At 59.7% G+C, this 25,490-nt stretch carries 18 protein-coding genes; 6 read left to right on the top strand and 12 right to left on the bottom strand.

Annotation, left to right across the window (positions count from 1 at the left end):
• Positions 1-152: 152 nt before the first annotated feature.
• On the bottom strand, positions 153-656 hold the full coding sequence (gene rloA2, locus QRN50_RS19245; protein WP_003402218.1) for a retropepsin-like aspartic peptidase RloA2: 504 nt from the start codon (positions 654-656) through the stop codon (positions 153-155).
• A gap of 194 nt (positions 657-850) precedes the next feature.
• On the opposite strand from rloA2, the gene yihG reads away from it, so the two are divergent.
• Both yihG and QRN50_RS19235 read left to right on the top strand, forming a co-directional pair.
• Complete coding sequence (yihG, locus tag QRN50_RS19240; protein ID WP_024641133.1) at positions 851-1,744, top strand: 1-acylglycerol-3-phosphate O-acyltransferase, YihG family; 894 nt, start codon at positions 851-853, stop codon at positions 1,742-1,744.
• Positions 1,745-1,815: 71 nt separating this feature from the next.
• On the top strand, positions 1,816-2,862 hold the full coding sequence (locus QRN50_RS19235; protein ID WP_024640211.1) for an RHS repeat-associated core domain-containing protein: 1,047 nt from the start codon (positions 1,816-1,818) through the stop codon (positions 2,860-2,862).
• Here QRN50_RS19235 and QRN50_RS19230 read toward each other — a convergent pair.
• Positions 2,842-3,405, bottom strand: a complete 564-nt coding sequence (locus tag QRN50_RS19230; RefSeq protein WP_024652480.1) for a DUF2780 domain-containing protein — start codon at positions 3,403-3,405, stop codon at positions 2,842-2,844. The two genes, QRN50_RS19235 and QRN50_RS19230, sit on opposite strands and share 21 nt — an antisense overlap.
• Positions 3,406-3,629: 224 nt before the next feature.
• Between QRN50_RS19230 and QRN50_RS19225 the strand changes: the two genes are divergently transcribed.
• Together QRN50_RS19225 and QRN50_RS19220 are read left to right on the top strand one after the other, a co-directional pair.
• Positions 3,630-9,455 carry a hypothetical protein gene (locus QRN50_RS19225; RefSeq protein ID WP_096127349.1) on the top strand — a complete coding sequence of 1,942 codons (5,826 nt, stop codon included), beginning with the start codon at positions 3,630-3,632 and terminating at the stop codon, positions 9,453-9,455.
• 120 nt (positions 9,456-9,575) lie between these two features.
• Complete coding sequence (locus QRN50_RS19220) at positions 9,576-10,586, top strand: RHS repeat-associated core domain-containing protein (protein WP_229768854.1); 1,011 nt, start codon at positions 9,576-9,578, stop codon at positions 10,584-10,586.
• Positions 10,587-10,743: 157 nt separating this feature from the next.
• Here the strand turns inward: QRN50_RS19220 and fdhA are convergent, their stop codons facing one another.
• The 10 genes from fdhA to QRN50_RS19170 form a co-directional block, all read right to left on the bottom strand.
• Positions 10,744-11,943 carry a formaldehyde dehydrogenase, glutathione-independent gene (gene fdhA, locus QRN50_RS19215; RefSeq protein WP_003402205.1) on the bottom strand — a complete coding sequence of 400 codons (1,200 nt, stop codon included), beginning with the start codon at positions 11,941-11,943 and terminating at the stop codon, positions 10,744-10,746.
• Between the two features lie 122 nt (positions 11,944-12,065).
• Positions 12,066-12,923, bottom strand: coding sequence for a formyltetrahydrofolate deformylase (gene purU / locus QRN50_RS19210; RefSeq protein WP_003402204.1), 858 nt, complete (start codon positions 12,921-12,923; stop codon positions 12,066-12,068).
• Between the two features lie 205 nt (positions 12,924-13,128).
• Positions 13,129-13,761, bottom strand: a complete 633-nt coding sequence (locus tag QRN50_RS19205; protein WP_096127350.1) for a sarcosine oxidase subunit gamma — start codon at positions 13,759-13,761, stop codon at positions 13,129-13,131.
• Positions 13,762-13,811: 50 nt separating this feature from the next.
• Positions 13,812-16,832, bottom strand: coding sequence for a sarcosine oxidase subunit alpha (locus QRN50_RS19200; protein ID WP_096127351.1), 3,021 nt, complete (start codon positions 16,830-16,832; stop codon positions 13,812-13,814).
• Positions 16,829-17,125 carry a sarcosine oxidase subunit delta gene (locus QRN50_RS19195; RefSeq protein WP_003316160.1) on the bottom strand — a complete coding sequence of 99 codons (297 nt, stop codon included), beginning with the start codon at positions 17,123-17,125 and terminating at the stop codon, positions 16,829-16,831. Before QRN50_RS19195 ends, QRN50_RS19200 begins: the two co-directional genes overlap by 4 nt.
• A gap of 15 nt (positions 17,126-17,140) precedes the next feature.
• Positions 17,141-18,391, bottom strand: a complete 1,251-nt coding sequence (locus QRN50_RS19190; protein ID WP_003402197.1) for a sarcosine oxidase subunit beta family protein — start codon at positions 18,389-18,391, stop codon at positions 17,141-17,143.
• A gap of 17 nt (positions 18,392-18,408) precedes the next feature.
• A complete protein-coding gene (glyA, locus tag QRN50_RS19185; protein WP_024640219.1) occupies positions 18,409-19,662 on the bottom strand; it encodes a serine hydroxymethyltransferase in 1,254 nt (417 codons plus the stop codon).
• A gap of 258 nt (positions 19,663-19,920) precedes the next feature.
• Positions 19,921-21,099 (bottom strand): choline ABC transporter ATP-binding protein, encoded by a 1,179-nt coding sequence (gene choV, locus QRN50_RS19180; RefSeq protein ID WP_024641923.1) that lies wholly within the window; start codon positions 21,097-21,099, stop codon positions 19,921-19,923.
• Positions 21,096-21,944 carry a choline ABC transporter permease subunit gene (gene choW, locus QRN50_RS19175; protein WP_170846044.1) on the bottom strand — a complete coding sequence of 283 codons (849 nt, stop codon included), beginning with the start codon at positions 21,942-21,944 and terminating at the stop codon, positions 21,096-21,098. Before choW ends, choV begins: the two co-directional genes overlap by 4 nt.
• Before the next feature lie 64 nt (positions 21,945-22,008).
• A complete protein-coding gene (locus tag QRN50_RS19170; RefSeq protein ID WP_011269185.1) occupies positions 22,009-22,956 on the bottom strand; it encodes a choline ABC transporter substrate-binding protein in 948 nt (315 codons plus the stop codon).
• Between the two features lie 783 nt (positions 22,957-23,739).
• Between QRN50_RS19170 and gbdR the strand changes: the two genes are divergently transcribed.
• Together gbdR and QRN50_RS19160 are read left to right on the top strand one after the other, a co-directional pair.
• Entirely contained in the window at positions 23,740-24,843 is a 1,104-nt protein-coding gene (gene gbdR, locus QRN50_RS19165; RefSeq protein WP_003402189.1) for a choline metabolism transcriptional regulator GbdR, read from the top strand.
• 126 nt (positions 24,844-24,969) lie between these two features.
• A complete protein-coding gene (locus QRN50_RS19160; protein ID WP_011269184.1) occupies positions 24,970-25,428 on the top strand; it encodes an REP-associated tyrosine transposase in 459 nt (152 codons plus the stop codon).
• Positions 25,429-25,490: the final 62 nt, after the last annotated feature.

Genomic DNA, 25,490 nt, shown 5'->3' with positions numbered 1-25,490 from the left:
GTCCAGAAATGCATACCCACGCGGAGCATGGGTACGATGGTGTTCTCGCGGGCGGTATCGTTCCTCACGCTCCAGCGTGGGAATGCTGTGGGTGATGCTCTGCGTCACAGGTCTGCGCCGCACGGCACGGTAGCTGAAGGCTGTGAACAACCTCAGCAATCAGGCTCGTCAGCGGTATAACGACGGGCCGGATTGACTGCGGCGTCGAACTCACGCAATGCCTTGGCGCCGATCAACAGCGGGAAGTTGAAGTGGCTGCGGTCCACCAGGTTGACTTCGACCGTGCGCTTCTTGTCGCCCAGGCACAGTTCCAGGTCAACGACGGGGCGCTTGGCAGGGTTGATGCTTTCGTCGTCATCGTCGTCACCTTCTGCACGCCCCTTGATCTTGCTGATCCGCGACACCTTGTGCTCATACACCTTGTTGTCTGCACCCTTGGTTGCCAGGCGGAAACGTACCCAGTCATCACCATCGCGCTTGAACAACTCGATGTCCTTCGCCGACAGCGAGGCGGTCAGTGCGCCGGTGTCCATCTTGGCCTTGAAGGTCTGGCCTATTTCCGCAACCTTGATGTTCTCGTAGCGACCATACAACGTCGGTTCAGCAGCCATGACCGGCAGGGCCAGCAAAGACAATAGCGCCAGGATCGGTTTCACGTGGGAGGTTCCTCGCAATAGTCAGCGCCTGATTGGCGCCCGGTTTTAGACAGCGAACCTGCGGTAGGTTCGTCAGACATAAATGTGACGTCAGCATAAAGGCCGAGACGTGAAACATTTGTAAGTACCTGTGTAATTGGCGTAAAACGCGAGGATCTTTATTATTGCCGCCCCTGAACCTTCAAGAGTCCGTCATGCGCCGTCTGTTCACCGGCTGTTTTGTTGCCCTGCTGTTACTGATCAATACGCTGCTGCTTATCGGTCCGCTATTGATTTTTGCGTTGCTCAAGCTGTTGTTCAGAGGCCGGATGCGCGATCGCTGTTCAGCGGCGGTGATGTGGATCGCCGAAACCTGGGCCGAGATCGACAAGGTCATCTTCGCCACCTGCATACCGACGCAGTGGGACATTCGTGGCGATGAGGGGCTGCGTGGTGACACCTCCTATCTGGTCATCAGCAATCATCAGTCGTGGGTGGATATTCCCGCGCTGGTCCAGGCACTCAACCGGCGCACGCCGTTCTTCAAGTTCTTCCTGAAAAAGGAACTGATCTGGGTACCGCTGCTGGGCCTCGCATGGTGGGGGCTGGACTACCCGTTCATGAAGCGTTACAGCAAGGCGTTCCTGGCGAAGCATCCGCAGCTCAAGGGCAAGGACCTGGAAATCACCAAGGCCGCCTGCGAACTGTTCAAGCGCCAGCCGGTGACCATCGTCAACTATCTGGAAGGCACGCGCTTCACCGCAGCCAAACATGCTGCCCAGGGCTCTCCCTACACCCATCTGCTCAAACCCAAGGCCGGCGGCGTAGCCTTCGTGCTGGCGGCAATGGGCGAGCAACTCGATGCCATTCTGGACGTCACGGTCGTCTATCCCGATTCAGGCATTCCCGGTTTCTGGGACATGCTCTGCGGTCGGGTCTCCAAAGTGATCGTCGATATCAAGACCCGTGAACTGGACCCGGCGCTGTGGCAGGGCGATTACGAAAACGACCCTGTGTTTCGCGAGAAAGTGCAGGGCTGGGTCAATCAGCTTTGGGACGAAAAGGACGCGCGTATTGCGGCGTTGCGGCTGGAGTTGCCCGGGCACTGACAGTTCTGACAGGTAGACGAGGCGAAACGGGCGGATGAGACTGGCCTTTAATGTTGCCGGAATCCGCTCTCATGTCATCGCCCGATGTTTCGCTGATCGGCTTATACCGTTACGACGGACTGGACCGACTGGCAAGCATAGTGCCAGCGGGGCAGGAGGTCGTCAGGCGTTTCTATCGAAACAACCGCCTGACCACAGCAATACAGGGCACTTCCCGCCAGTCTGTCGTTCAGACAGAAGATCTTTTACTGGCATTGCTCCGTGTGGAATCTGATCAGGTCCAGTTCGACCTGCTTGCCACAGATCAAGCCAGATCGGTGCTGCACAGCCTTGATGCCATGCGCAATCAGGCGTTTGTCTACAGCCCTTATGGCAGGCGATCCCTGCAAACAGCCGCACTGGGCGTACCTGGTTTTACAGGGCAGACGATTGATCCGATCACTGGACATTACTTGCTGGGCAATGGACTTCGCGCGTTCAACCCGACGCTGATGCGCTTTAACAGCCCGGATACGCTGAGCCCGTTTGGTGAAGGCGGGATAAATGGTTATGCCTACTGTGGAGGAGATCCTGTCAATAACGTCGATCCGACGGGACAAGTATTTCGGATGGTTTTGGCAGTGTTCATTCCGCGTGCGCTAAAGTCGGTAAAACTGATCAGCGCGCAATTTGGCGATGTGATTGAAACAACCCGCAAAGGCTTAATCCCTGCTGCTAGCTCACCGATGCCTCTGCAAGGCAGTAGAAAATGGCTTGATGACGCGCTTGAACCATTCAATGACAGCCAGTCTTCCTTCATCAAAAACCTCCGTCAAGTGAATCGCAATTTTGCCAGTCACGGAGACTCAGGGTTGAGTTTTGAGCAGGCCGAGTATTACGCGCGACTGGCGTCGCAAGTGTACTCCGGGAAAAAAAACGACTCGACAGCGTTTGGGGCGGCTGCTTTCAAATGGGCTCGGCAATTACCTGAAGGCCGCAGCACCGCCATGGTTGGCGCGGCCTTCAATTCAGCAGGTGCGATGATCTCGGGCGCTATGCAAAAAAAGCAGTACAAGAGCGGAGATATATTGAGGAAGGCTACGCGTATAAGGTCCGGCTCAGCGCCCGGTACCCCATAACCCACTCAGACTCTGCAACGCCGAACCACTGGCACCTTGCTGTCCCAGGTATTGCAGAATCAGCGGGGCAAACTGGCTGACCATCGTGCTGTCCATGCCCAACGCCTTGAAGGCATTGTTCACATCACCCATGCTCTGCACGTTGCCCAGTGCGCTGTTGAGCATCGAACTATTGCCTGACTTGCCGCCCAGCAGACTGCCCAGCCCGTTGGCGCCGCCCAGACTGTCCAGCGCGGACGTGCCGGACATTTGCTCCAGGCCCGGGACCGATTTGGCCAACTGCGAGTAATCGGTGCTGGTCAGTTTGTTCTTCGCCAGCCCGAGCAATGCGCCCGTCCCGCCAACCGCCTGTTCCGGGGTGACATTGAGCTGCGTACCCAGGGTATTGAGCAGCCCCGCGACTTCGGGTGCCGCCGTGGCTTTCTGATTGCCATTGGTGGCATTGGAGACCGCGTTCGCGGCGTCATTCAGATTGAAGGCAAATGCCGGGCTTGCCGCCACAGCCATCAACGTTGCCAAAGCCATTGCGCGTGCAGTTTTCATTGCGTCACCTTTATCGAACTCGAACCGCCCGTGAGTGGGCGATGAAGCAGAGGGTTTGACTGGAGGAACAGAAGCTTGTTCCCGGGGCGAGGCCGCGAACCACGGCAACGTCCGGTATTTGCTCGGTGACTGGACCTGGGTCGTCCTGAAACATCTATGTATTACCCCGCTTTTTCCGCGAAACAGCATGGTGTCGGTCATTTGGAATGCACGGAGCATCAGCAATGACCGACACCTACACCTCACTTCCTTCCATGCCAGCTGCCACCAGGGAAAGCCTTCAGCACGTACTGGCAACCGAAGGTAACGAGCAACTGGCCGCCATTCTGCAACGTCCCCGACCCGAAGGTTTCACGCTACTGGACGAGATCCAGGTACTTGGGGCTGCCAGCTCGTTCGGGCGATGGGCCGACGACATCGAACTCCTGAGTACCCTGAAATCAATGCTGTTCGATGACGACCTGAACGCCCTCAGCGACAGCGCAGAACGCGTCACCCGTTCTGTCGCTTCGCCGGCATCGGGGGAAGGCCCCGAGCACGAACTGGCCAAAGCGGCGTTCGATATTGCGCAGAGTCATCAGCGCGAGTCACATTCGTCGTGTGTCCGAAGCGAGCGCATCGATCGTACCCGGGGCGATTACCGCAGGTTGCTGAATACGCTGCGGGCACGAATACGGGACGTGACGACCGGCACCTGTGCGACCAACAGAGTGTTCATGGCCGTGGCCGATGACTCGCCGTTGTTTGCGAGCGTCGCTTTTGGCGGTTCTATCGTGCAGCAGTTCAAGGTGTTGCTCCGGGCTATCGCCGGCGTGGACCCTGCTGGCGATATCGATGAAGATCTGTTGCCCGGGGTACGCCTTAAAGACCTGCGCTACGTTCTTGATCTGGTCAACACGACTCAGGTGGACTTCAGGCAGCCTTTCACCTGTGTGCTGCATGTCAGGATGAATGAGGGCAGGCCGGTTCACTCGCTGCAACTGCAGGGCATTTCCGAGGGCCGGCAACCTGCGCACGCCACGCTGTCAGACCTGCACCTGCGAGTGATCCGTTTCACGGACTGCCTGGCCCCGCTGGCGCCGCATCTGGAGTCCGCAGATGCCAGGTGCATTCTGGCCATTCGCGACGATCGAACCGTCTCATTGCACGGCCTGCTCGATTACTACGGTGTCGACATTCCCCTGGCTGCCACCCGAGACGATCTGCTGCAGGCGATCACTGCGCTGTTGCCCGGAGAGCGCGAAGCCGACCCCGCAGTGATGGCGCCCGCGTTGCCTTTCACCCTGGCAGAACACCAGCGTTTCATGCTCGATATGTCGCAGGTCTACACCTTTCGGCAGCACAAGGTCCAGGCGCATGGCACTGACGATTACGGTGTCATCGACCTTGAGCTGGAGAAGGAGATGCAGTGGCATCTGGGTCGATGCCGCACCTTGCTGAACAGCTACCGGCATTTCGGTGCATCGCTGCAAGACAACGAAAACGCGCTGCTGACAATGTTCCAGCAAGCCGGTGGCATCACCCTGAAACTGGTCGTTTACGACAGCGACGGCCACCAGGATATCTACCGGGAGCAGCACACCGTCAATCCCTGGCGCGCGAAAGATCTTGCCGAATATTTAGACGTGGCGCGCCAGGAACTGTCGTCTTACATGATCAATACCATTCGCTATGGCGAGGCCGAGGGGGCGATCAATATCGAACGGCTGATCGTGCAAGTGATCGTGCCCAATCCTGTCCAGCGTCGTCATCCGCTGAGCGATATCGACATCGAAGCCTTCGATATCCGCAGCAAAGAACCTCCGTTTCTGTACGTAGACCCGCTTGCACTGGGCGCTTATGACGTCATCAGGTCGCGGTTTGTGGCGCTGACCGAGGAGCTGCGCGAGGTGCAATGGGACGCCGGCCGCGCTGTGACATTGCAGCGCGCGGTCCGTTATCTGCTGGCCCATTACCAGGAGGACCTGCCGGCGTTGCCGCACGCGCAGCGTCAGGCGGCCTATACCCGGCGCTTGAATGATTCCGTCAACGCCTATTACAGCGTGATTGCGCAGAACCTCGAGGACCAACAGCGACTGCAAGTCGTTCTGCAGCCGACCCAGCCGGAGTTCGTGGCGCGTGAACTGTGCCGTTATCTGGGGCTGAACGAATCCTGCTGGCCGGTGATTGCGCGGTCTTCGTTCGATATCAGTTACCAGGCCGGCTGGATCAATACCGGCACGTTCTTCAGGCACGAAGAGTCGCTTGGTTATCGAACCCTGCTGAGTGTGGTGTATGACGAAGACCTGCGCCGCGAGCTGGCGCTTGCCGACAATCGTGATGAACGGCTCGGGCAGCTGGCTCAGGCGCTCGCCGATAAAACCCGTTACACCGCAAGTCTGGACGCGTTGCAGGCGAAGCTGACCGGTTTATTCGAGGCGAACGTTGCCTTCGTCAACAACAGCCTTCTGCCTGCTCGACTGACCGCACCACAAGCAGCGTTCAAGCGCGAGGCCGAGAACTACGCCATCCAGGCGACCGAAATCTACCGGGCGCTGGAGGCCGAGCGGCTCGTGCTGGTCTCCGGTACTGCCGCCGAGCGCTTGCAATCTCTGGAAGGGGCCACGCTGTCGGACAGTGACAGGCCGGTTCATTGCATCGAGTTATTGAGCGCCGACGAGAAGGTCCGCCTTGAAGCCAGTGCTCTGGCGTTCAGGCAGATGTTGAGTGCCCGAGCTAACGATGATGACATTCAGAACATGTCGACCAGCGCGCAGCATGTGCTGCAACTGGTGCATCAGGTCGGCGGACTGATTCCTGTGCTGGGCAACTTCATCAACCTGGGGTTCGATATTTACGACGGCAATGATGAAGGCATCGCGATGGATGCACTCAACATCATTGCCGAGCTGGTGCTGTGCAAGCTGCGCACGCTCCCTCCCAGGGTGCTGGGTGTGCTGATGCTGCAAGGCACCAACAGCTGGACGATGAGCCAGCAGGTCCAGGCCCTCGGCGAGTCGATCAGGGCCAACGACTACGAGGCGTCGGTGAAGAACTTCGGTTTTCTGCTGGTCGGTCTGCGTTCGGCGCTGCACTGCGGCATATCGGCGGTGAAAGGGCTGCGCTCCGCGACACTGCATTATCAACAGATCGTCAGCGAGCACGGCGTGTCTGACAGGTCTGATCTGACCGAAACGGCTCGACACCCTGAGCACAGCGATGCCATCGAGCGCGAAGCCGAGGGCGAACACCTCGCGAGGCGTCGGCCGTCGACAAGCAGCTCGCACTGGCGGGTCTCCGAGGATGGACAGATATCCGAAAGGCCCACGGGCAGAAAGGTCACGCGCCTCGACTGGAACGGCAACGCGATGGTCGAGGGCGGTGCTCGGGCGGTGCTGCTGGGTGGGATAAGCGAGAAGATTTACATGCTCAACGGCTATGCCTGCCGGATGGTCAGCGGGCTGGCGGGAACGGAATTGCGACCGCTGCATACGCTGGACCTGGAAGCAGGGCAATGGCGCAGGCATCCGCAGTCAACGGTCGACGCCCCGCAGCTTTCACGTTTTGCCCACACCGAAGATTTTCCGCTTGGCTTCAGCGGCCGACCGCAGCGTTTTCTGGCTCCCGCCAACACGGTCAGCTGGTATGACAACTGCGTGGTGACACTTGAAACAGCCTCCGTGCGGGTCATCGACGCAGATGGCAGGGTAAGCCAGCAGAGCGTGGCGCTTGGCGTGATCGAGCACAAATACGTCACCGAGCGTAAGGGTCATGTCGAAGTACTCGAACATGCGGGCACCGATGTTGAGACGACCGCCTTCATTCGCGCTGACGGCAGCCGCATGGACGTCGCCAGGGTCTTGCCCGCAATCCCGACCTACAAGCCTGAAATTCAGGCACAGATTGTTGCCGCTCAGGGCATGTTCGTGACTGTCCGGATAAGCGATACGCTGCAAGGTCTGGTCGGCAGAAAAACCGTGGCCGGCGTTCTGGCGACGCTCAGTGATGGCCGCGGGCAGGAACTGGTGATCGAAGCGGATCGCGGCGTTCACTATCGCGGCACGCTGCCCATCGAGCACTTCCTGGCGCTGGCGCCGGGCGAGACGTTGCACGACCAGCGGCCTGTTGCCCTGACCCTGCAGAAAATCAGCCCGCAAGCCGATCCCAAACGGGCGTTGCCTCACCTGTGGCACGACCAGTCGGATTATCGCGACGGCATCGCCCATGATGACTTTGCACTGGAGCTGTTCTATGGCGCGAAAGCGGCGAACGAAGCCTATGCACGCAACCCTCAGTGGGTCGCCAGGAACATCGACGCCGTGGCCAAAATCAAGTCGCGGCTGCCCTCGTCTATTACCTCGGTGGAAAATCCATACTATGTACTCGATACCCCCGAGGAACTGGCCATTCTTTTTGCTGCGCGCAACCAGGCGGCGTTGGCCAATACCTTGCTGGGCCATACCATTGAATGGGGAGCGGCATCGAGGTCCAGGGAGTTAAGCCTGGGGGAAAATATCCTCAAGCAGCTTCGTCTGAACGGGCCGCTGCTGGCCGCGCAGGAAAACATTCCGCCGCACGCCAGCGAGCGAGCTGCCTTGGTCAGTCAGCTTCAGGAGAAGCTGGCCCGCAACAACCTGATGATGGCTGAAGTCAGCCTGAAGTCAGGGGAAAAAGCCTGGTTCGCCCATTCGCCTGCCAGGCATCTCGGTATGCTGGCGGGGCATCTGCACGATGAGTTTTACCTGAGTCATGCGGGGTCGCTCATCGATCATGTCGAAGCCTGTTTTAGCGACCCGTCGAGAATTGCAAGTATCGCCGTGCTGTCGCTCGATGACGTCTCGGAAACCGATGCGCGACGCATTTTTCTTTCCTCGCAGCGCGGCTACACCTATGAGTCGGTCACCAGCCTGGAGCAGCCGGCCGAGCATGCACATCTGAGCGGTGCGCAACTGCAACTGCACATCGACGATGCCCTTTATCCCGAGCGAACCCGAGGTGTGGGGATTGCCAGCGCGGCTGTCGACCTGACCGGTGCCGAGGCGATCAGCAGCGGGCCAAAGCGCGGCAGTTACTCGATTGAGGGGCGTGACTACATCAAGCTGGATAACGGCAGGATCTACCGGGCCGAATGGGATGAGCGCAACCGGGTGTTTCTGCTGGTGCCGCCGCAGGGCAGGTCGCGCGCCGAGAGCCTGGCACTGCCCTGGGTGCGTCACATCGGCGGGCATGAGTTCACGCTGATCAACCGGCCAATGCTCAAGGGCGGCAATGTCGTCGATCAAATGATCTGCAGCATCCGCACCCGGCGGCCGACCGATAGCTTCGCAACCCACGAGTCCCATTCCGCTCATGACACAGCAAGCGGAACGCTTCAGGTTCACCATGAAGACCTGCACATCATGAACGACGACGTTCTGGTGCCCGGCAAGCTTAACGTGCCATCAAGCCTGTTCCACTCCATCGCAGCGGATCGTGACGGCTACGTGAGGCTCGAAGCCAGGGCAGCGGTGCCTGAAAGCTGCATCTCCAGCACCGAGTTTCTGGTGTCGAAATATGCCGGTGGACAAGTCGCGTTCGATTACCAGGGCGAGAGCCTTAACGATCCGACGCCCGTGGTGCCCAATGTCGAAGTCGTCGCCCTGCAGGATGGTCAGCCGGTGAGCCTGAATATCACGACAACAGCGCTCGATGACTGGATAAATGCACGCGGCCACTCTGATTACTTCGTCGGCGAGCAGTCATTTCCCGAGATCGGTGAAGGTATCGGTTTCATCGAGCGAGGGGGGCTGGAGAGCAACCCGTCATCGGACTACCCGTTTCATTTCATGTTCGTGGCCGGGAAAGTGCTGGACCAGAACGGGCAGGTTACCGGCGTGCTGGCCTCGGATTTGTCCGAGCCTGCACGTGAGCCTGATCAAGACGGAGTCACGCCGCAATTGTCGGCCAGACGGAACTGGAATCTGGGGCTTTTCCCGTCAATCGACAGCATGCGCGGGGCGCCGGAACCTGACAGCAACGCCTACGTGCAGGAGCATTACTACTCGGTATTGGTGAGGGCTGTGCGCGAGTAGGGCGCTTCCCCAGCGTTTTTTGTCCCGCAGGCGGAACAGCCTAGTAGTTCTGCTAGCTGGGCGGAAGCAGGGCGTCAGCCCAGACTGGCTGCCATAGGGTGACTTCAAAGGAGTGACAACATGGCGTCGTCCGGGCAATCCGTGCTCTGTGTCTATCGCTACGATCCATTGGATCGCCTGGCCGATTGTTCGCCTGCGGGGCAGGGTAGCACTCGCCTTTTTTATCAGAAGACACTCTTGGCTACGCAGATTCAGGGGCAGGTTCAGCACACGCTTATGCGCACGGATGAGCATTTGCTGGCGTGCCTGAGCGCAGAAAATAATCAGCGCGACGGCGCGTTGTTGGCGACGGATCAACAGCAGTCAGTGACCGTCGCTCAGGGGTTGGAGTTTGCCTACACGCCTTACGGGCATCGTCATCCTTCAGGCACCGCAAACCTGCCGGGCTTTACCGGCCAGCGGGTTGATCCGGTGACGGGGCACTATTTGCTGGGTAACGGGTATCGGGCGTTTAACCCCGTGCTGATGAGGTTTAACAGCCCGGACAGTCTGAGCCCGTTTGGTGAGGGTTGGGTGAATGCGTATGGGTATTGTGGGGGGGATCCGGTTAATCGGGTTGATCCGACGGGGCACGTTAATGCTCGAATACTGGCACTGATATTCCGTAATAGACAAGCTTTGGTCGCTGCGAAAAAAGTCACTGAGCACCGCCATAGCGTTCTTGTGCCTGGCAGTCCAACCTCCTCGCGTTTAACGCGTACAGGAGGCGTTTCAGGGGCTAAAGGGCCCGTAGCTGTTCCAGATTTCATCAATAAACTGGCCCAACCTGAAAATGTGCCGGCTCATTTAAAAACTCGACGGCGTTTACCTGCGGTACCAAGCGACGCGCGGCTGCATACAAGATGGGCCGCCCCTAAGTCCTCAATAGCACCTCGTAATATCTACCACCTCCCAAGCGGAGTGGTGCGCCGTCCAAAGCGTATCGAGCTTCCCGCAACGCCATTCCAGCGTGTGCTCACTGGAGATCTGCCAATGGATACAATTTATCAGTATCCAAGACTTTCACGCTCTCAAGCACGTGCCTTGAAGGTAATCAGAAGAGGGGAAATGTTGCAGAGAGATCATTCTTAAAGTATTTCAGTAAGTGTTAACTTCAGGCAGTCAGATCCCACGTCTTCCGTGAATATTGCCGTGCGGTTTTAGAAAGGAAATTCGACTGACCTCTCAGGAAACAGCGCACCTGCATAAGTGCGCTGCTTTACGCTGCTTTAAAAGATCGAAGATGGATCTACGCCCCGCTAAACAACCCATGCGGATCAATCACAAACTTCTTCGGCACGCCCGAATCAAACTCGCCATAACCCCGCGGAGCATCATCCAGACTGATCACCTCGACACCCACTATGTCGGCGATCTTGATGCGGTCCCACATGATCGCCTGCATCAGTTGGCGGTTGTATTTCATGACCGGGGTCTGGCCGGTGTGGAAGCTGTGGGATTTGGCCCAGCCCAGGCCGAAGCGAATGCTCAGGCTGCCCATTTTGGCGGCGGCGTCAACGGCTCCCGGGTCTTCGGTGACGTACAGGCCGGGGATGCCGATCTTGCCGGCGACGCGCACTACGCCCATCAACGAGTTGAGCACGGTGGCGGGTGCTTCGGCCTGAGCGCCAGCATGACCGTGACCGCGTGCTTCGAAGCCTACGGCGTCGATGGCGCAATCCACTTCGGGTTCGCCGAGCAGGGCAGCGATCTGCTCGTGCAAGGGAGTGTCCTTGGACAGGTCGGCAATTTCGAAGCCCTGGGCCTTGGCGTGAACCAGACGCGTCGGGTTGACGTCGCCGACGATCACCACGGCAGCGCCCAGCAAGCGTGCTGACGCCGCCGCAGCCAGGCCGACCGGGCCAGCGCCTGCAACGTAGACTGTGCTGCCCGGCCCCACCCCGGCAGTCACTGCGCCGTGGTAGCCGGTGGGCAGGATGTCGGACAGGCAGGTCAGGTCGCGAATTTTTTCCATCGCCGCATCGCGGTCCGGAAGTTTGAGCAGGTTGAAGTCCGCGTAAGGCACCAGCACGTATTCAGCCTGGCCGCCGACCCAGTCGCCCATGTCGACATAACCATAGGCACCACCGGGACGCGCAGGGTTGACCGTCAGGCAGACGCCGGTGTTCTGTTCCTTGCAGCTGCGGCAGCGGCCGCACGCCACGTTGAATGGCACAGAAACCAGATCACCGACTTTCAGATGTTCCACGTCACGACCGGCTTCCAATACTTCGCCAGTGATTTCATGACCGAGTACCAGCCCGGTCTGCGCCGTGGTGCGGCCGCGTACCATGTGCTGGTCCGAGCCGCAAATGTTGGTGGAGACTACGCGCAGAATCACGCCGTGTTCGATGCGCTTGCCGCGTGGATCTTCCATTTTCGGGAAAGGAATTGATTGCACTTCGACCTTGCCAGCGCCGAGATACACTACACCGCGATTACCAGACATACATGTCACCTCGCTTTTATTGTGATGAAGCAGATTTAGAGCAGAGAAGAACAGTTGCAAGCTTCAAGCGGCGAGAAATACGGATCGCTTGCAGCTTGCAGCTTGCAGCTTGCAGCTTGCGCCTACAAAACCACTGTCCTGTTGGCGTTGAGGAACACCCGCCGTTCGATGTGATAACCCACCGCGCGGGCCAGTGTCAGCCCTTCGATGTCTCGACCCTTGGCGATCAGGTCTTCGGGATAGTGACTGTGATCGACCACTTCGACGCCCTGGGCAATGATCGGACCTTCGTCCAGATCGTTGTTGATGTAATGCGCCGTGGCACCGACCAGCTTCACCCCCTTGTTGTACGCCTGATGGTAGGGCTTGGCGCCCTTGAAACCGGGCAGCAACGAGTGGTGGATATTGATCGCCTTGCCGTCCAGCTTGCGACACAGGTCCGGCGACAGGACCTGCATGTAACGGGCAAGAATAACCAGTTCTGCACCAGACTCTTCGATGACCTGCCAGACTTTGGCTTCCTGCGCAGGCTTGTCGTTCGGGTCCAGTGGGAAATGGTAGTACGTAATGCCGTGCCAGCCAGCCAGTGGCTCAAGATCAGGGTGATTGGACACCACCGCGACCACGTCCATGGATAGTTGATTGATACGCTGGCGATAGAGCAGGTCATTGAGACAATGATCGGCTTTCGAGACCATGATCACTACTTTTGGCCGGTAGTTGGGCGCGGTGAGTTCGAAGATCATGCCAAACGTTTCGCCGCGCTCACTCAGCCCGGCCCTGAACGCCTGTTCGTCGAAAGCCTCGGGCTGACGAAACTCCACACGGATGAAGAAGCGTCCCGAGAGGCGGTCATCGAAGGAGTGGTGTTCTGTGACGTAGCAACCCTGCTCGAACAGAAAGCGCGTCACTGCGTCTACCGTGCCCAGCATGCTGGGGCAGTCGGCGGTCAAAATCCATGTGTCGGGCGCGCGGCTCATTAAATGAATGCTCCAGAGTATTCGTTATCCGCAAATCTGACTGACAGTGTCAGCCAGCCTGCTCAAGCTGGACGCAGAGCGTCCGGAACTGCATTCCCACGCGGAGCGTGGGGACGATAATCATCGTGTCGGCTATCGTGCAAATGCTCCCGCAGGAGTCTCCATTAAGACTGACGCTGCGGTTTCAGCCCCGGTTCCGGGCGCTTCACGCCTGAATGCTCAGCCCGTACTCGGCACTCGCATCCTGCAGCCACAGCCACCAGTAATCCGAGAAGCTGCGGCGGACCAGCAGCTCCCAGGTTTCTTCTCCGGTCCGGCGGATTACCAGTTGCGACTTGGCGAACACGGTGCCGACTGCCTTACCCACCGGGAAGTTGTCCGGGTGCACATCGTAGCTGGTGGACTTCATCAGTACCTGGCGCACCTTCGGCCCGCTCAGTTCAAGAATCGACTGCCCGCCGCTGACATTGACGATCGCGATGTGCTGCCCGCTCAGTTCGTCGCGTAGCTTCTGTTCTGCCGCAAACTCTTCGCCGCTCGGCACGATCAGCAGCCACTCGTCCGGGCCAAGCCACTGCAGCGAGCTCTCGCCGCTGATGACCAGCATCAGCGCGGCGGGCAATTCCATGCCCAGCGCCTTGTGGACGCCAGTGGCGAAGGCCGGATCATGGGCATTGCCACGAATCGTCAGATGCCCCAGCAGCTTTTTCTCGCGCAGGAAAACCCCCGGGTTGGCGCGCCCCTTGCCAATCAGGCTGTCGAGGTTTGCATGGAACAGCGGCGACTCGGCTTTGACGTCGATGGTCGGGCGCTGCTGGTAAACGTTGGCTGTGCTCATGATTCACCTGCTTGAATTCTGTGTGCTGCGGATGATCGGCTCATCGCGTGCTACTCGATGTTCTGCCGCTCGCCCTTCGGATCGAAGAACACCGAAGAAACGATCTCGGCTTCGATCACGCTGCCATCGGCCAGAGGCGCGAAGACCCGTTCGCCCATACGCGCCAGGCCGCCTTTGACCACGCCCATCGCGAACGAATAGCCCAGCGAGTTGTGCGCGTAACTGGAGGTCACGTGGCCGACCATGCTCATCGGAATCGTCTGTTTGGTGTCGAAGACCAGTTGCGCGCCTTCCGGCAGCCATTTGGCAGGGTCCACCGGCTTGAGGCCGACCAGTTGCTTGCGCTGTTCACGCACGCAGTCTTCGCGATTCATGCCGCGCCAGCCGATCCAGGAGAACGGCTTGGTACGGCCGACACACCAGCCCATGTTCAGGTCGTCGGGCGTCATCGAGCCGTCAGTGTCCTGACCGACGATGATGAAACCCTTCTCTGCGCGCAGCACGTGCATGGTCTCGGTGCCGTAAGGCGTCAGGTTGTACTGTTTGCCTGCCTCGGCGATCTTTTCCAGAACGCCCATGGCGTAGTCGGCCTGAATGTTGACCTCGTAGGACAGCTCGCCGGTAAACGAGATACGGAATACACGGGCCGGCACTCCGGCGACCAGACCTTCCTTCCAGGTCATGAACGGAAAGGCTTCACGGCCCAGATCGATATCGGTGACTTCGCTGAGCAGCTTGCGGCTGTTGGGGCCGGACAGCGTCAGGGTCGCCCAGTGATCGGTCACTGAGGTGAAGTACACTTTCAGGTCCGGCCATTCGGTCTGTTGGTAGATTTCCAGCCATTGCAGGACACGCGCTGCGCCGCCCGTGGTGGTGGTCATCAGGAAGTGGTTGTCAGCGAGACAGGCGGTTACCCCGTCATCGAAGACCATGCCGTCTTCCTTGCACATCAGGCCATAGCGCGCCTTGCCCACGTCCAGTTTGGTCCAGGCATTGGTGTAGATGCGGTTGAGAAACTCGCGTGCATCCGGGCCTTGAATATCGATCTTGCCCAGCGTCGATGCGTCCAGCAGGCCGACGCTGTCGCGCACCGCCTTGCATTCGCGAGCAACGGCGGCGGGCAGGTCTTCGCCGTTTTTCGGGAAGTACCACGGCCGTTTCCACTGGCCGACGTCCTCGAATTCAGCACCGTTTTTGACATGCCAGGCGTGCAGCGCAGTGAACCGCACGGGTTCGAAGATGTGTTTGCAATGACGCCCGGCTATCGCGCCGAAGGTCACCGGCGTGTAGTTGGGGCGGAACATGGTGGTGCCCATTTCCGGGATCGACACGTTCAGTGAGCGGGCGGCGATGGCCAGGCCGTTGACGTTGCCCAGCTTGCCCTGATCGGTGCCGAAACCCAGCGCGGTGTAGCGCTTGACGTGCTCGACCGACTCGAAACCCTCGCGCGTTGCCAGTTCAATGGCGGCGGCGGTGACGTCGTTCTGAAAATCAACGAACTGCTTGGGTGCCCGAGCGGTGCCTTTTTCATGGGGCACCTGAAACAACGCCAGCGTCGGCTCTTCAGCACGGCTGAGGGCTTTGGGCATCACGCCTTCGACCACCTTGAAGCCCGCTTCACTGGCAGCGCGCACGCCGCCTTCGAAGCCATCGGCAAGACTGTCAGCCAGGCTGTAGACGCCGTTGACGCCGCCTACGCAGATACGTTTCTGTGGTGCCTCGCCTGGTACGAAGCCGAGGATGTCCTCGCGCCAGACCGGCTTGCCGCCCAAGTGCGAGGCCAGGTGCACGATCGGGCTGTAACCGCCGGAGCTGGCAACCACGTCGCATTCAAGCCATTCGCCGGGGCTGGTCACGCTGTGCGTCTTGACGTCGATGGCGGCAACGCGGGCAGCCGTCACGCGCTTGCTGCCGCGGGCCTCGATGACCGCGCTGCCGGTCAGGATGCGAATGCCTTTGGCCCGCGCTTCTTCAACCAGCGGACCGCGTGGGTTATGCCGTGCATCGGCAATCGCTACCACGTGCAGGCTGGCGTCGAGCCAGTCCAGAGCGACGCGATAGGCATGATCGTTGTTGGTGGAAAGCACCAGTTTCTTGCCCGGTGCCACGCCATAACGGCGGACGTAAGTCGATACGGCACCGGCCAGCATGTTGCCGGGCACATCGTTGTTGCCATAGACCAGCGGACGCTCGTGAGTACCGGCGGCCAGCACTACGCGTTTGGCACGTACCCGGTGCATGCGCTGGCGGACCATGCCGATCGGCGCGCGATCACCCAGGTGGTCGGTGAGGCGCTCGTGGATGGTGAGGAAATTGTGATCGTGGTAACCATTGACCGTGGCACGCGGCAGCAGGGTGACGTTGCGCAGGCTTTTCAGCTCGGCGACGACCGTCGACACCCACTCGGCGGCCGGTTTGCCGTCCAGGCTTTCGCGGCTGTCGAGCAGGCTGCCGCCGAACTCTTCCTGTTCATCGGCAATGATCACGCGGGCACCGCTGCGACCTGCTGCCAGCGCGGCGGCCAGACCGGCCGGGCCTGCGCCGACGATCAACACGTCGCAGTGCTGGTTCATCGCGTCGTAGCTGTCCGGGTCGTTCTCGGTCGGCGAGCGCCCCAGGCCGGCAGCCTTGCGGATGTACTTCTCGTAAGTCATCCAGAACGATTGCGGGTACATGAAGGTTTTGTAGTAGAAACCCGGCGGCATCAGCTTGCCGCCGACCTTGCCCAGAATGCCCATCACGTCGGTGTTCACACTCGGCCAGCCGTTGGTGCTGGTTGCGACCAGTCCCGAGTACAGCGCCTGTTGCGTAGCGCGCACGTTGGGGATCTGCGTCGCTTCGGTCGCGCCGATCTGCAGCACCGCATTGGGCTCTTCCGAACCCGCTGCGAAGATGCCGCGCGGGCGGGAGTATTTGAAGCTGCGGCCGATGATATCGACACCGTTGGCGAGCAGGGCAGAGGCCAGCGAGTCACCTTCAAAGCCCTGGTAGGTCTGGCCGTTGAAGGTAAAGTTGAGCACCTTGCTGCGATTGATACGGCCGCCGTTGGGCAGGCGATGGGTCTGGCTCATACCTTGTCTCCCTGATCCGTGAACTGCGGTCTGGTACCGATCGGATAGGTCTCGAGAATCTCGTAGGTCACGGTGTTGCGCGTCATGTTGAAATACTGGCGGCAACCGGCAGCGTGTATCCACAGTTCGTGATGCAGGCCGCGCGGGTTATCGCGAAAGAACATGTAGTCGCCCCATTGCTCATCGGTACAGGCACCGGGGTCCAGCGGGCGCGGGATGTGCGCCTGACCGGACGGGTGGAATTCCTCTTCGGAGCGCAGTTCGCCACAGTGAGGACAGAAGATATGCAGCATGGTCGGGTTCTCCTGTTAGTGGGCTACGGCTGCAGCGCCGTGTTCGTCGATGAGTGCGCCGTTGTGGAAACGGTCGATGGAGAACGGTTTGGCCAGCGGATGCATCTCGCCTTTGGCCAGGCTGGCGGCAAACACGTTGCCCGAGCCCGGCGTGGCCTTGAAGCCGCCTGTGCCCCAGCCGCAGTTGAAGAACATGTTCGGCACCGGGGTCTTGGAAATGATCGGGCAGGCGTCCGGCGTGGTGTCGACGATGCCGCCCCACTGACGGTTCATGCGCACGCGGGACAGCACCGGGAACATCTCGACGATGGCCTGGATGGTGTGTTCGATCACCGGGTACGAGCCGCGCTGGCCGTAGCCGACCCAACTGTCGATACCGGCACCGATCACCAGGTCGCCCTTGTCGGACTGGCTGATGTAGCCGTGTACTGCATTGGACATGATGACGCTGTCGATAATCGGCTTGATCGGCTCGGAAACCAGTGCCTGCAACGGATGTGATTCGATGGGCAGACGGAAGCCTGCCAGCCTGGCCATGTGCCCGGAATTGCCGGCGGTGACCACACCGACACGTTTGGCACCGATGAAACCCTTGTTGGTTTCCACACCGATGCACACGCCGTTTTCCTTGCGAAAGCCGATGACTTCGGTCTGCTGAATCAGGTCAACGCCCAGCGCATCGGCCGCACGGGCGAAGCCCCAGGCCACCGCGTCGTGACGGGCGACGCCACCACGGCGCTGAACGGTTGCGCCGATGATCGGGTAACGGGTGTTTTTCGAGCAATCCAGGTACGGGATTTCCTCGGCGACCTGCTGGCCGTTGAGCAATTCGCCGTCCACGCCGTTAAGCCGGTTGGCGCTGACGCGGCGCTCGGAGTCACGCATGTCCTGCAGGGTGTGGCACAGGTTGTAGACGCCGCGCTGGGAGAACATGACGTTGTAGTTCAGGTCCTGGGACAGGCCTTCCCACAGTTTCATCGCGTGTTCATACAGGTGGGCCGACTCGTCCCACAGGTAGTTGGAGCGCACGATGGTGGTGTTGCGCGCAGTGTTGCCGCCGCCCAGCCAGCCTTTCTCGACCACGGCCACATTGGTGATGCCGTGCTCCTTGGCCAGATAATAGGCCGTGGCCAGGCCGTGCCCGCCGCCGCCGACGATGACCACGTCGTAGACCTTTTTCGGGGTCGGCGTGCGCCACATGCGCTGCCAGTTTTCATGGTGGCTGAGGGAATGCTTGAGAAGGCCGAAGCCTGAGTAATGCTGCATGTGAGGCTACTCCTGACTCAGCGATAAACCGGAAAATCGGCGCACAGGGCGGCGACCTGGCTGGCGACGTCGGCCTCGACATCGGCATCACCGAGGTTGTCGAGGATGTCGCAGATCCAGCCGGCCAGCTCGACGCACTGGGTCACCTTGAAGCCGCGGGTGGTAACGGCCGGTGTGCCGATGCGCAGGCCAGACGTCACGAACGGCGACTGCGGGTCGTTGGGCACCGAGTTCTTGTTGACGGTGATGTGCGCACGGCCCAGCGCGGCGTCGGCGTCCTTGCCGGTCAGGCCCTGACGGATCAGGCTGACCAGAAACAGATGGTTGTCGGTGCCGCCGGAGACCACGTCGAAGCCCCGTTCGATGAACACCTGCGCCATCGCTTGCGCGTTGTCGATGACCTGCTGTTGATAGGCCTTGAAGGCGGGCTCCATGGCTTCCTTGAAACACACGGCCTTGGCGGCGATGACGTGCATCAGCGGGCCGCCCTGACCACCGGGGAAGACGGCGGAATTGAATTTCTTCTCCAGCTCTTCGTTGGCCCTGGCCAGGATCAGACCGCCGCGTGGGCCGCGCAGGGTCTTGTGGGTCGTGGTGGTGACTACGTCTGCGTACGGCAGCGGATTAGGGTAAAGACCGGCGGCAACCAGACCGGCGACGTGCGCCATGTCGACGAACAGGTAGGCGCCCACCTTGTCGGCGATTGCGCGGAAGCGCGGGAAGTCCAGGGTCTTGGAGTAGGCCGAAAACCCGGCAATAATCATTTTCGGCTGGCATTCGACGGCAATGCGCTCGACTTCGTCGTAATCGATCAGCCCGGTCGCGGTGTCGATGCCGTACTGCACGGCGTTATAGAGTTTGCCCGAGAAGCTGACCTTGGCACCGTGAGTCAGATGACCGCCGTGCGCCAGGCTCATGCCCAACACGGTATCGCCGGCCTGAAGCAGCGCCAGATAGACCGCTGCGTTGGCCTGACTTCCGGAATGCGGCTGAACGTTGGCATAGTCGGCACCAAACAACTGTCTGGCGCGTTCGATGGCCAGTTGCTCGACCTTGTCGACGTGCTCGCAACCGCCGTAGTAACGCTTGCCGGGATAGCCCTCTGCGTACTTGTTGGTCAGGCCGCTGCCCTGCGCCTGCATCACGCGTTTGCTGGTGTAGTTCTCCGAGGCGATCAGCTCGATATGGTCTTCCTGACGCTGCTCCTCGGCGTTCATCGCCGACAACAGTGCATCGTCATAACCCTGGATCTGGTCTTGCTTGCTGAACATCGCGGATCTCCCAGCGGCGGCGCGGCGCCTGACTTGTCGTTCGGGCGGAACAGAGCCCTCTGAGAGCGATGGTAGGGCCGGACCGAAGACGCCAAATGCCTATGGACGCCACACAAAGGTGCGTTTACGACATGGCGGCTGAGGGAGCAGAAATAGCGGCAGGGGAGTTACCCGGGTGAAGGCTGTGGACGAAAAAAAGCCCGCTCCCGGCTGGATGAGTCCAGCGCGGTGGAGCGGGCTTGTCGGTTGCAGGCCTTGTCAGCCGTGGTTTTTGCCCAGCAACGCGTGATACAGCTCGGTATCACCCAGAATGCCGACCACTTTATTGCCGTCCTGCAGGACCAGTTTGTTGCCGGTCTGGTAGCGGATCTGCAGCGCGTCGCGCATGCCGATGTTGGAATGCACAAGCGTGGGGCGTCGATCCAGGGAGGCGACGTCCTGGCCGGGGGTCCAGTTCTGCAGATCGAGGGCCGAGGCACCTTGCCGTGCACCTTTGATCACGTTGCCTTCGGCCAGATCGAGCCATGAGTCGCCACTCGGGTCCAGGCACACCGAACCGTTGACGTGGGTGCACTCCTCGACGGTACGCATCAGGCTGCGACCGCACAGCACGTTCAGTGGGTTGGTATGTGCAACGAAGGTGCGCACGTATTCATCGGCCGGATTGAGAACGATCTGTTCCGGCACGCTGTATTGCACGATGCGGCCATCCTTCATGATGGCGATCCGGCTACCGAGCTTCAGTGCTTCGTCCAGATCGTGGCTGACGAACACAATGGTCTTGCTCAGCTTGCTTTGCAGGGCGAGCAGTTCGTCCTGCAAACCCTGGCGGATCAAGGGGTCGAGCGCCGAGAACGGTTCGTCCATCAGCAGGATGTCGGCGTCCATCGCCAGTGCCCGTGCCAGACCCACTCGTTGCTGCATGCCGCCAGACAATTCGTCGGGCTTCTTGTTGCGCCACTGGGTCAGGCCCACCAGCTCGAGCTTTTCATCCACCAGCTTGCGCCGTTCCTTTTCAGGGCGGCCCTGCATCTCCAGACCGAAGCTGATGTTCTCGCGCACGGTCAGCCAGGGCATCAGGGCGAATTTCTGGAAGACCATGGCAATGCGCTTGGTGCGCATCATTTTCAGTTCGGCCGCGCTGCAGTTGGCGATGTTGATCTGCGAGCCTTCATGCTCGACGAACAGTGAGCCACGGCTGACGGTGTTGAGACCGTTGATACAGCGCAACAGGCTGGATTTGCCAGAGCCCGACAGGCCCATCAGGACGCAGATTTCGCCCTTTTCGATATCCAGACTGGCGTTTTCGACGCCGACGATCTGTCCGGTTTTCTTGAGGATCTGGTCACGCGTGAGGCCTTCGTCGAGCAGTTTGAGGGCTTCACGCGGGTCCTTGGAGAAGATGACGTCTACCTTGTCGAATTTGATGATACTCATGCGTCGGACCCTACCTTGGCTTCGGGTTGTTTGCAGATGCGGTCGAGCATGATGGCCAGCAATACGATTGCCAGACCGGCTTCGAAACCGAGCGCGATGTCGGCCGTGTTCAGCGCGTTGACCACTGGTTTGCCGAGGCCGTCGGCGCCGACCAGGGCGGCGATGACCACCATCGACAACGACAGCATGATGCACTGGGTAATGCCGGCTGCAATGCTGGGCATCGCGTAGGGCAGTTCAATGCGTGTCAGCAACTGGCGGCGTGACGAACCGAAGGCCTTGCCGGCATCCAGCAACTCCTGAGGCACATCGCGGATACCCAGGTAGGTCAGGCGAATCGGCGCGGCAATGGCGAAAACCACCGTCGAGATCAGGCCGGGTACCACGCCCAGACCGAACAGCGTGAGCGTCGGAATCAGATAGACGAAGGTGGGCACGGTCTGCATCAGGTCGAGTAACGGCCGGATGATGGTGTAGAACAGCGGCTTGTGCGCGGCAATGATGCCCAGCGGCACGCCGATGACGACACAGACCAGCGTGGCGAAGAGCACCTGCGCCAGGGTTTCCATGGTCTCCTGCCAATAGTGCAGGTTGAGGATCAGTAGAAACGAAAGGATGACGAAAACCGTCAGGCCCCACTTGCGCTGGATGAAGTGCGCGAGGGCGGCGATAAGGCCGATCAGTACGAATGGATTGAACCAGGTCAGCGCGAAAGTGAACCCGTGGATCATCATTTCCAGTGTCGAGGCTATCGCGTCGAAGTAATCGGCGCCGTTGGCCGTCAACCAATCGACAAATGCGGCGATGTACTCGCCCAGAGGGATTTTATGGTCAGTCAGCATGATTTCGGGTGTCCGCTTGCGGAAGGTGAAGAGGGCAGCAGGCGGGTCAGTCCCGCCTGCTGTCGGCTTACTGGGTCAACTTGGCTTTGGCTGCCTCCAGGCCTGGCTTGCCATCGACGGTGTTTACGCCTGCGAGCCAGGTGTCGAGTACTTGAGGGTTTTTCTTGATCCACGCCTTGGCGGCGGCATCAGGCTTCATCTTGTCGTCCAGCACGTTGCCCATCAGGGTGCTTTCCATGTTCAGCGTGAAGGACAGGTTCTTGAGCAACTGACCTACGTTGCTGCACTCCTGACTGTAGCCTTTGCGGGTGTTGGTGTAGATGGTCGCCTGGCCGTAGTTGGGGCCGAAGAAGTCATCGCCGCCAGTCAGATATTTCATCTTGAAGCGGGTGTTCATCGGATGCGGTTCCCAACCGAGGAACACCACATCGTTTTTGCGTTTCACGGCGCGGTCGACCTGCGAAAGCATTGCGGCTTCGCTGGATTCAACGACCTTGAAGCCTGCGTCCTTGAGGCCGAAGGCGTTCTTGTCGATCATGCTCTGGATCAGGCGATTACCGTCGTTGCCAGGCTCGATGCCGTAGATCTTGCCGCCCAGTTCCTTCTTGAATTTGGCGATGTCGGCGAAGTCATGCAGGCCTTTGTCGTAAAGCGCTTCCGGGACCGCCAGGGTGTACTTGGCGTTCTCCAGGTTGGCACGCACGGTTTCGACGGTCCCGGCTTCGCGATAGGGCTTGATGTCGTTTTCCATGGTCGGCATCCAGTTGCCGAGGAACACGTCCATGTTCTTGCCGTCGGCCAGCGACTTGTAGGTCACCGGTACGGAAATCATGGTGGTTTTGGTCTTGTAACCCAGTGACTCGAGTACGGCGCTGGTTACCGCAGTAGTGACGGTAATGTCAGTCCAGCCGACATCGGAGAAGTTGACCGTATGACAGGCCTCTGGCTCGGCTGCCTGGGCTAGCACCGGCATACAGAGCGTAGCGGCCAACAGCAACGATTTGGAACCTTTCATGGGGTGGACTCCTGTGAGTTTCTTCTGGTCATCAGCAGGTGAACGCTGACGCGGCTTATGGGTTGGCGAGGCTTTTCGCGAAGCTCCATCACTGCGCCGGGCGATCGAGTCGGAACCGATCATGTAACAGGGAAAATCAAACGCCTACAGGGGGCGTCGTATCCAGTGCAGGAGGCGTCGTATCCAGTGCGCGCAAGGTCGCTTACAGATTCGTTGCATCGTACGCACGCCCGGTTGCAGTGTCGGAACTGCGAAAAAACGGCCAGTACGTTACACGGTTGCTGCGCAGGTCGGCAGCGGTCGGTTGGCAGGTCGGTGCCTGCGCGAACGCGGTGCTTTGGAGGGGAGTAACGCCGACAAGTTCATTATCGGGGCGGATCCGCCAGTGGTCATGCCAGGTCGCGTGCCCTTTTTTTGCGGCTGCGCGCTTTTCGATCACGCGCCCTGCAGGCCGCCACTTTTTAGCGCGAACGCCTGCCCTCGGCACGGCTGCCTCGGGATGTGCCTTGAGTAGCACTCGGCGTGTGAACGCCCCTCGATCGTTTCCCTGAAGTGCTACCGAACTGCTCATCGAACTCCGCGTGCGGCGGCCTCGCCGTCGCAAACAGGTATGAGGGTCGCAGCCGGGTAGACGCTTCGCGACGTCGTTTTCAGGTGTTCTTGAATGAGCGATCAAATTCCGGCATGGGATTTGCGATGTCATTACCAAGCCCTGCAATAACGAGGGCTACAAGAAGAGCCTGTCCTGGGGCCAACCATTGCCATATGAGAGGAGATAGTGTGATGACATCGTTCAATCAAGGGACTCAACCCCAGAACCGCGCGCCTCAGTCCATCGGCTTTCTGCTGCTGGATAACTTCACCCTGATCTCCCTCGCATCGGCGGTAGAACCCCTTCGCATGGCCAATCAGTTATCGGGCCGCGAGCTGTATCGCTGGACCACGCTGAGTGTCGACGGCGGCCAGGTCTGGGCCAGCGATGGTCTGCAGATCACGCCGGATGCGGCGATGCACAAGGCTCCTTTGCTCGACACGGTCATCGTCTGCGGCGGTGTCGGTATTCAGCGCTCCGTCACGCGTGAACACGTCAGCTGGCTACAGGGCCAGGCGCGTCAGTCGCGTCGTCTGGGCGCCGTGTGCACCGGCAGTTGGGCGCTGGCGTGTGCGGGTTTGCTGGATGGTTTCGAGTGCAGCGTGCATTGGGAATGTCTGGCCTCGATGCAGGAAGCCTTTCCACGGGTGTCGATGAGCACCCGGCTGTTTACGCTGGACCGCAACCGTTTCACCAGTTCGGGTGGCACCGCACCTTTGGATATGATGCTGCACCTGATCAGTCGTGATCATGGGCGCGAGTTGTCGGCAGCCATTTCCGAAATGTTCGTCTACGAGCGCATTCGCAACGAACAGGACCACCAGCGCGTGCCGCTCAAGCATATGCTCGGTACCAATCAGCCGAAGCTGCAGGAAATCGTGGCGCTGATGGAAGCCAATCTTGAAGAGCCGATCGACCTTGACGAGCTGGCTGTGTATGTCGCCGTTTCGCGCAGGCAGCTGGAGCGGCTGTTCCAGAAATACCTGCACTGTTCGCCTTCGCGCTACTACCTGAAACTGCGCCTGATTCGCGCCCGGCAACTGCTCAAACAGACACCGATGTCGATCATCGAAGTGGCGTCAGTGTGCGGCTTCGTGTCCACACCACACTTCTCCAAATGCTACCGCGAATACTTCGGCATCCCGCCACGTGACGAGCGCGTAGGGTCCAACACCGCACAGCAGGTCGCGATGATGCCGATCCCGCAGGCCCTGGTACTCGCCCCGCTGTCCGGGCCGATGTCGGCCCTGAGTCAGGCGCGTAATGAGTCGACGTTTGCGAGTGTGAGGCTGTAACAAAACGTCCGGTTTGCAAATGCTCACGACGAGAAAGCATCTCTCGCAGGCTGTAAAACATTCGCTCTGCTCATCGCCCTACAGACGCTAAGGTTCAACGTTGAACCGGTTCTGGAGGGCGATGGAATGCCTCATTGCGCAACGACACGACACCTGCGCAAAGGCAGATACTCGGCAGTTGGTCAGATTTACATGGTCACTTCAGTAACGAAGGGCCGTGTACCTGTGTTCGCCGAAATGCAGCTGGGACGGCTGCTCGTACGAGAAATGAAGCGTTGCGAAGAGCAGGGGCTGGTCAAGTCTATGGCATGGGTAGTCATGCCTGACCATCTCCACTGGCTTTTTGAACTCAAGGCCGGTGATTTGCCCAGCTTGATGAAACAATTAAAGGCCCGAAGCTCGATTGCAGTTGGAAAACTGTGTGTCCGTCCTCACGCTTTGTGGCAATCCGGGTACCACGACAGAGCAATCCGCGACGAAGAGGATATTGCGCCGATAGCCCGTTATATCGTGGCCAATCCTTTACGTGCGGGCTTGGTTAAAAAGCTTGGGGATTACCCGCTGTGGGATGCTATCTGGGTTTGAGGCACGGGCATTTTTCGCGAACAAGTTCGCTCCTACGGCCTGCGGCCAGAAGCTGAGGGATC

Source organism: Pseudomonas sp. MEJ108 (genome assembly GCF_030208985.1).
Taxonomy (GTDB): domain Bacteria; phylum Pseudomonadota; class Gammaproteobacteria; order Pseudomonadales; family Pseudomonadaceae; genus Aquipseudomonas; species Aquipseudomonas fragariae.
Note: the sequence above shows the minus strand (reverse complement) of the source record. Positions and strands in the feature narration are given on the sequence as shown.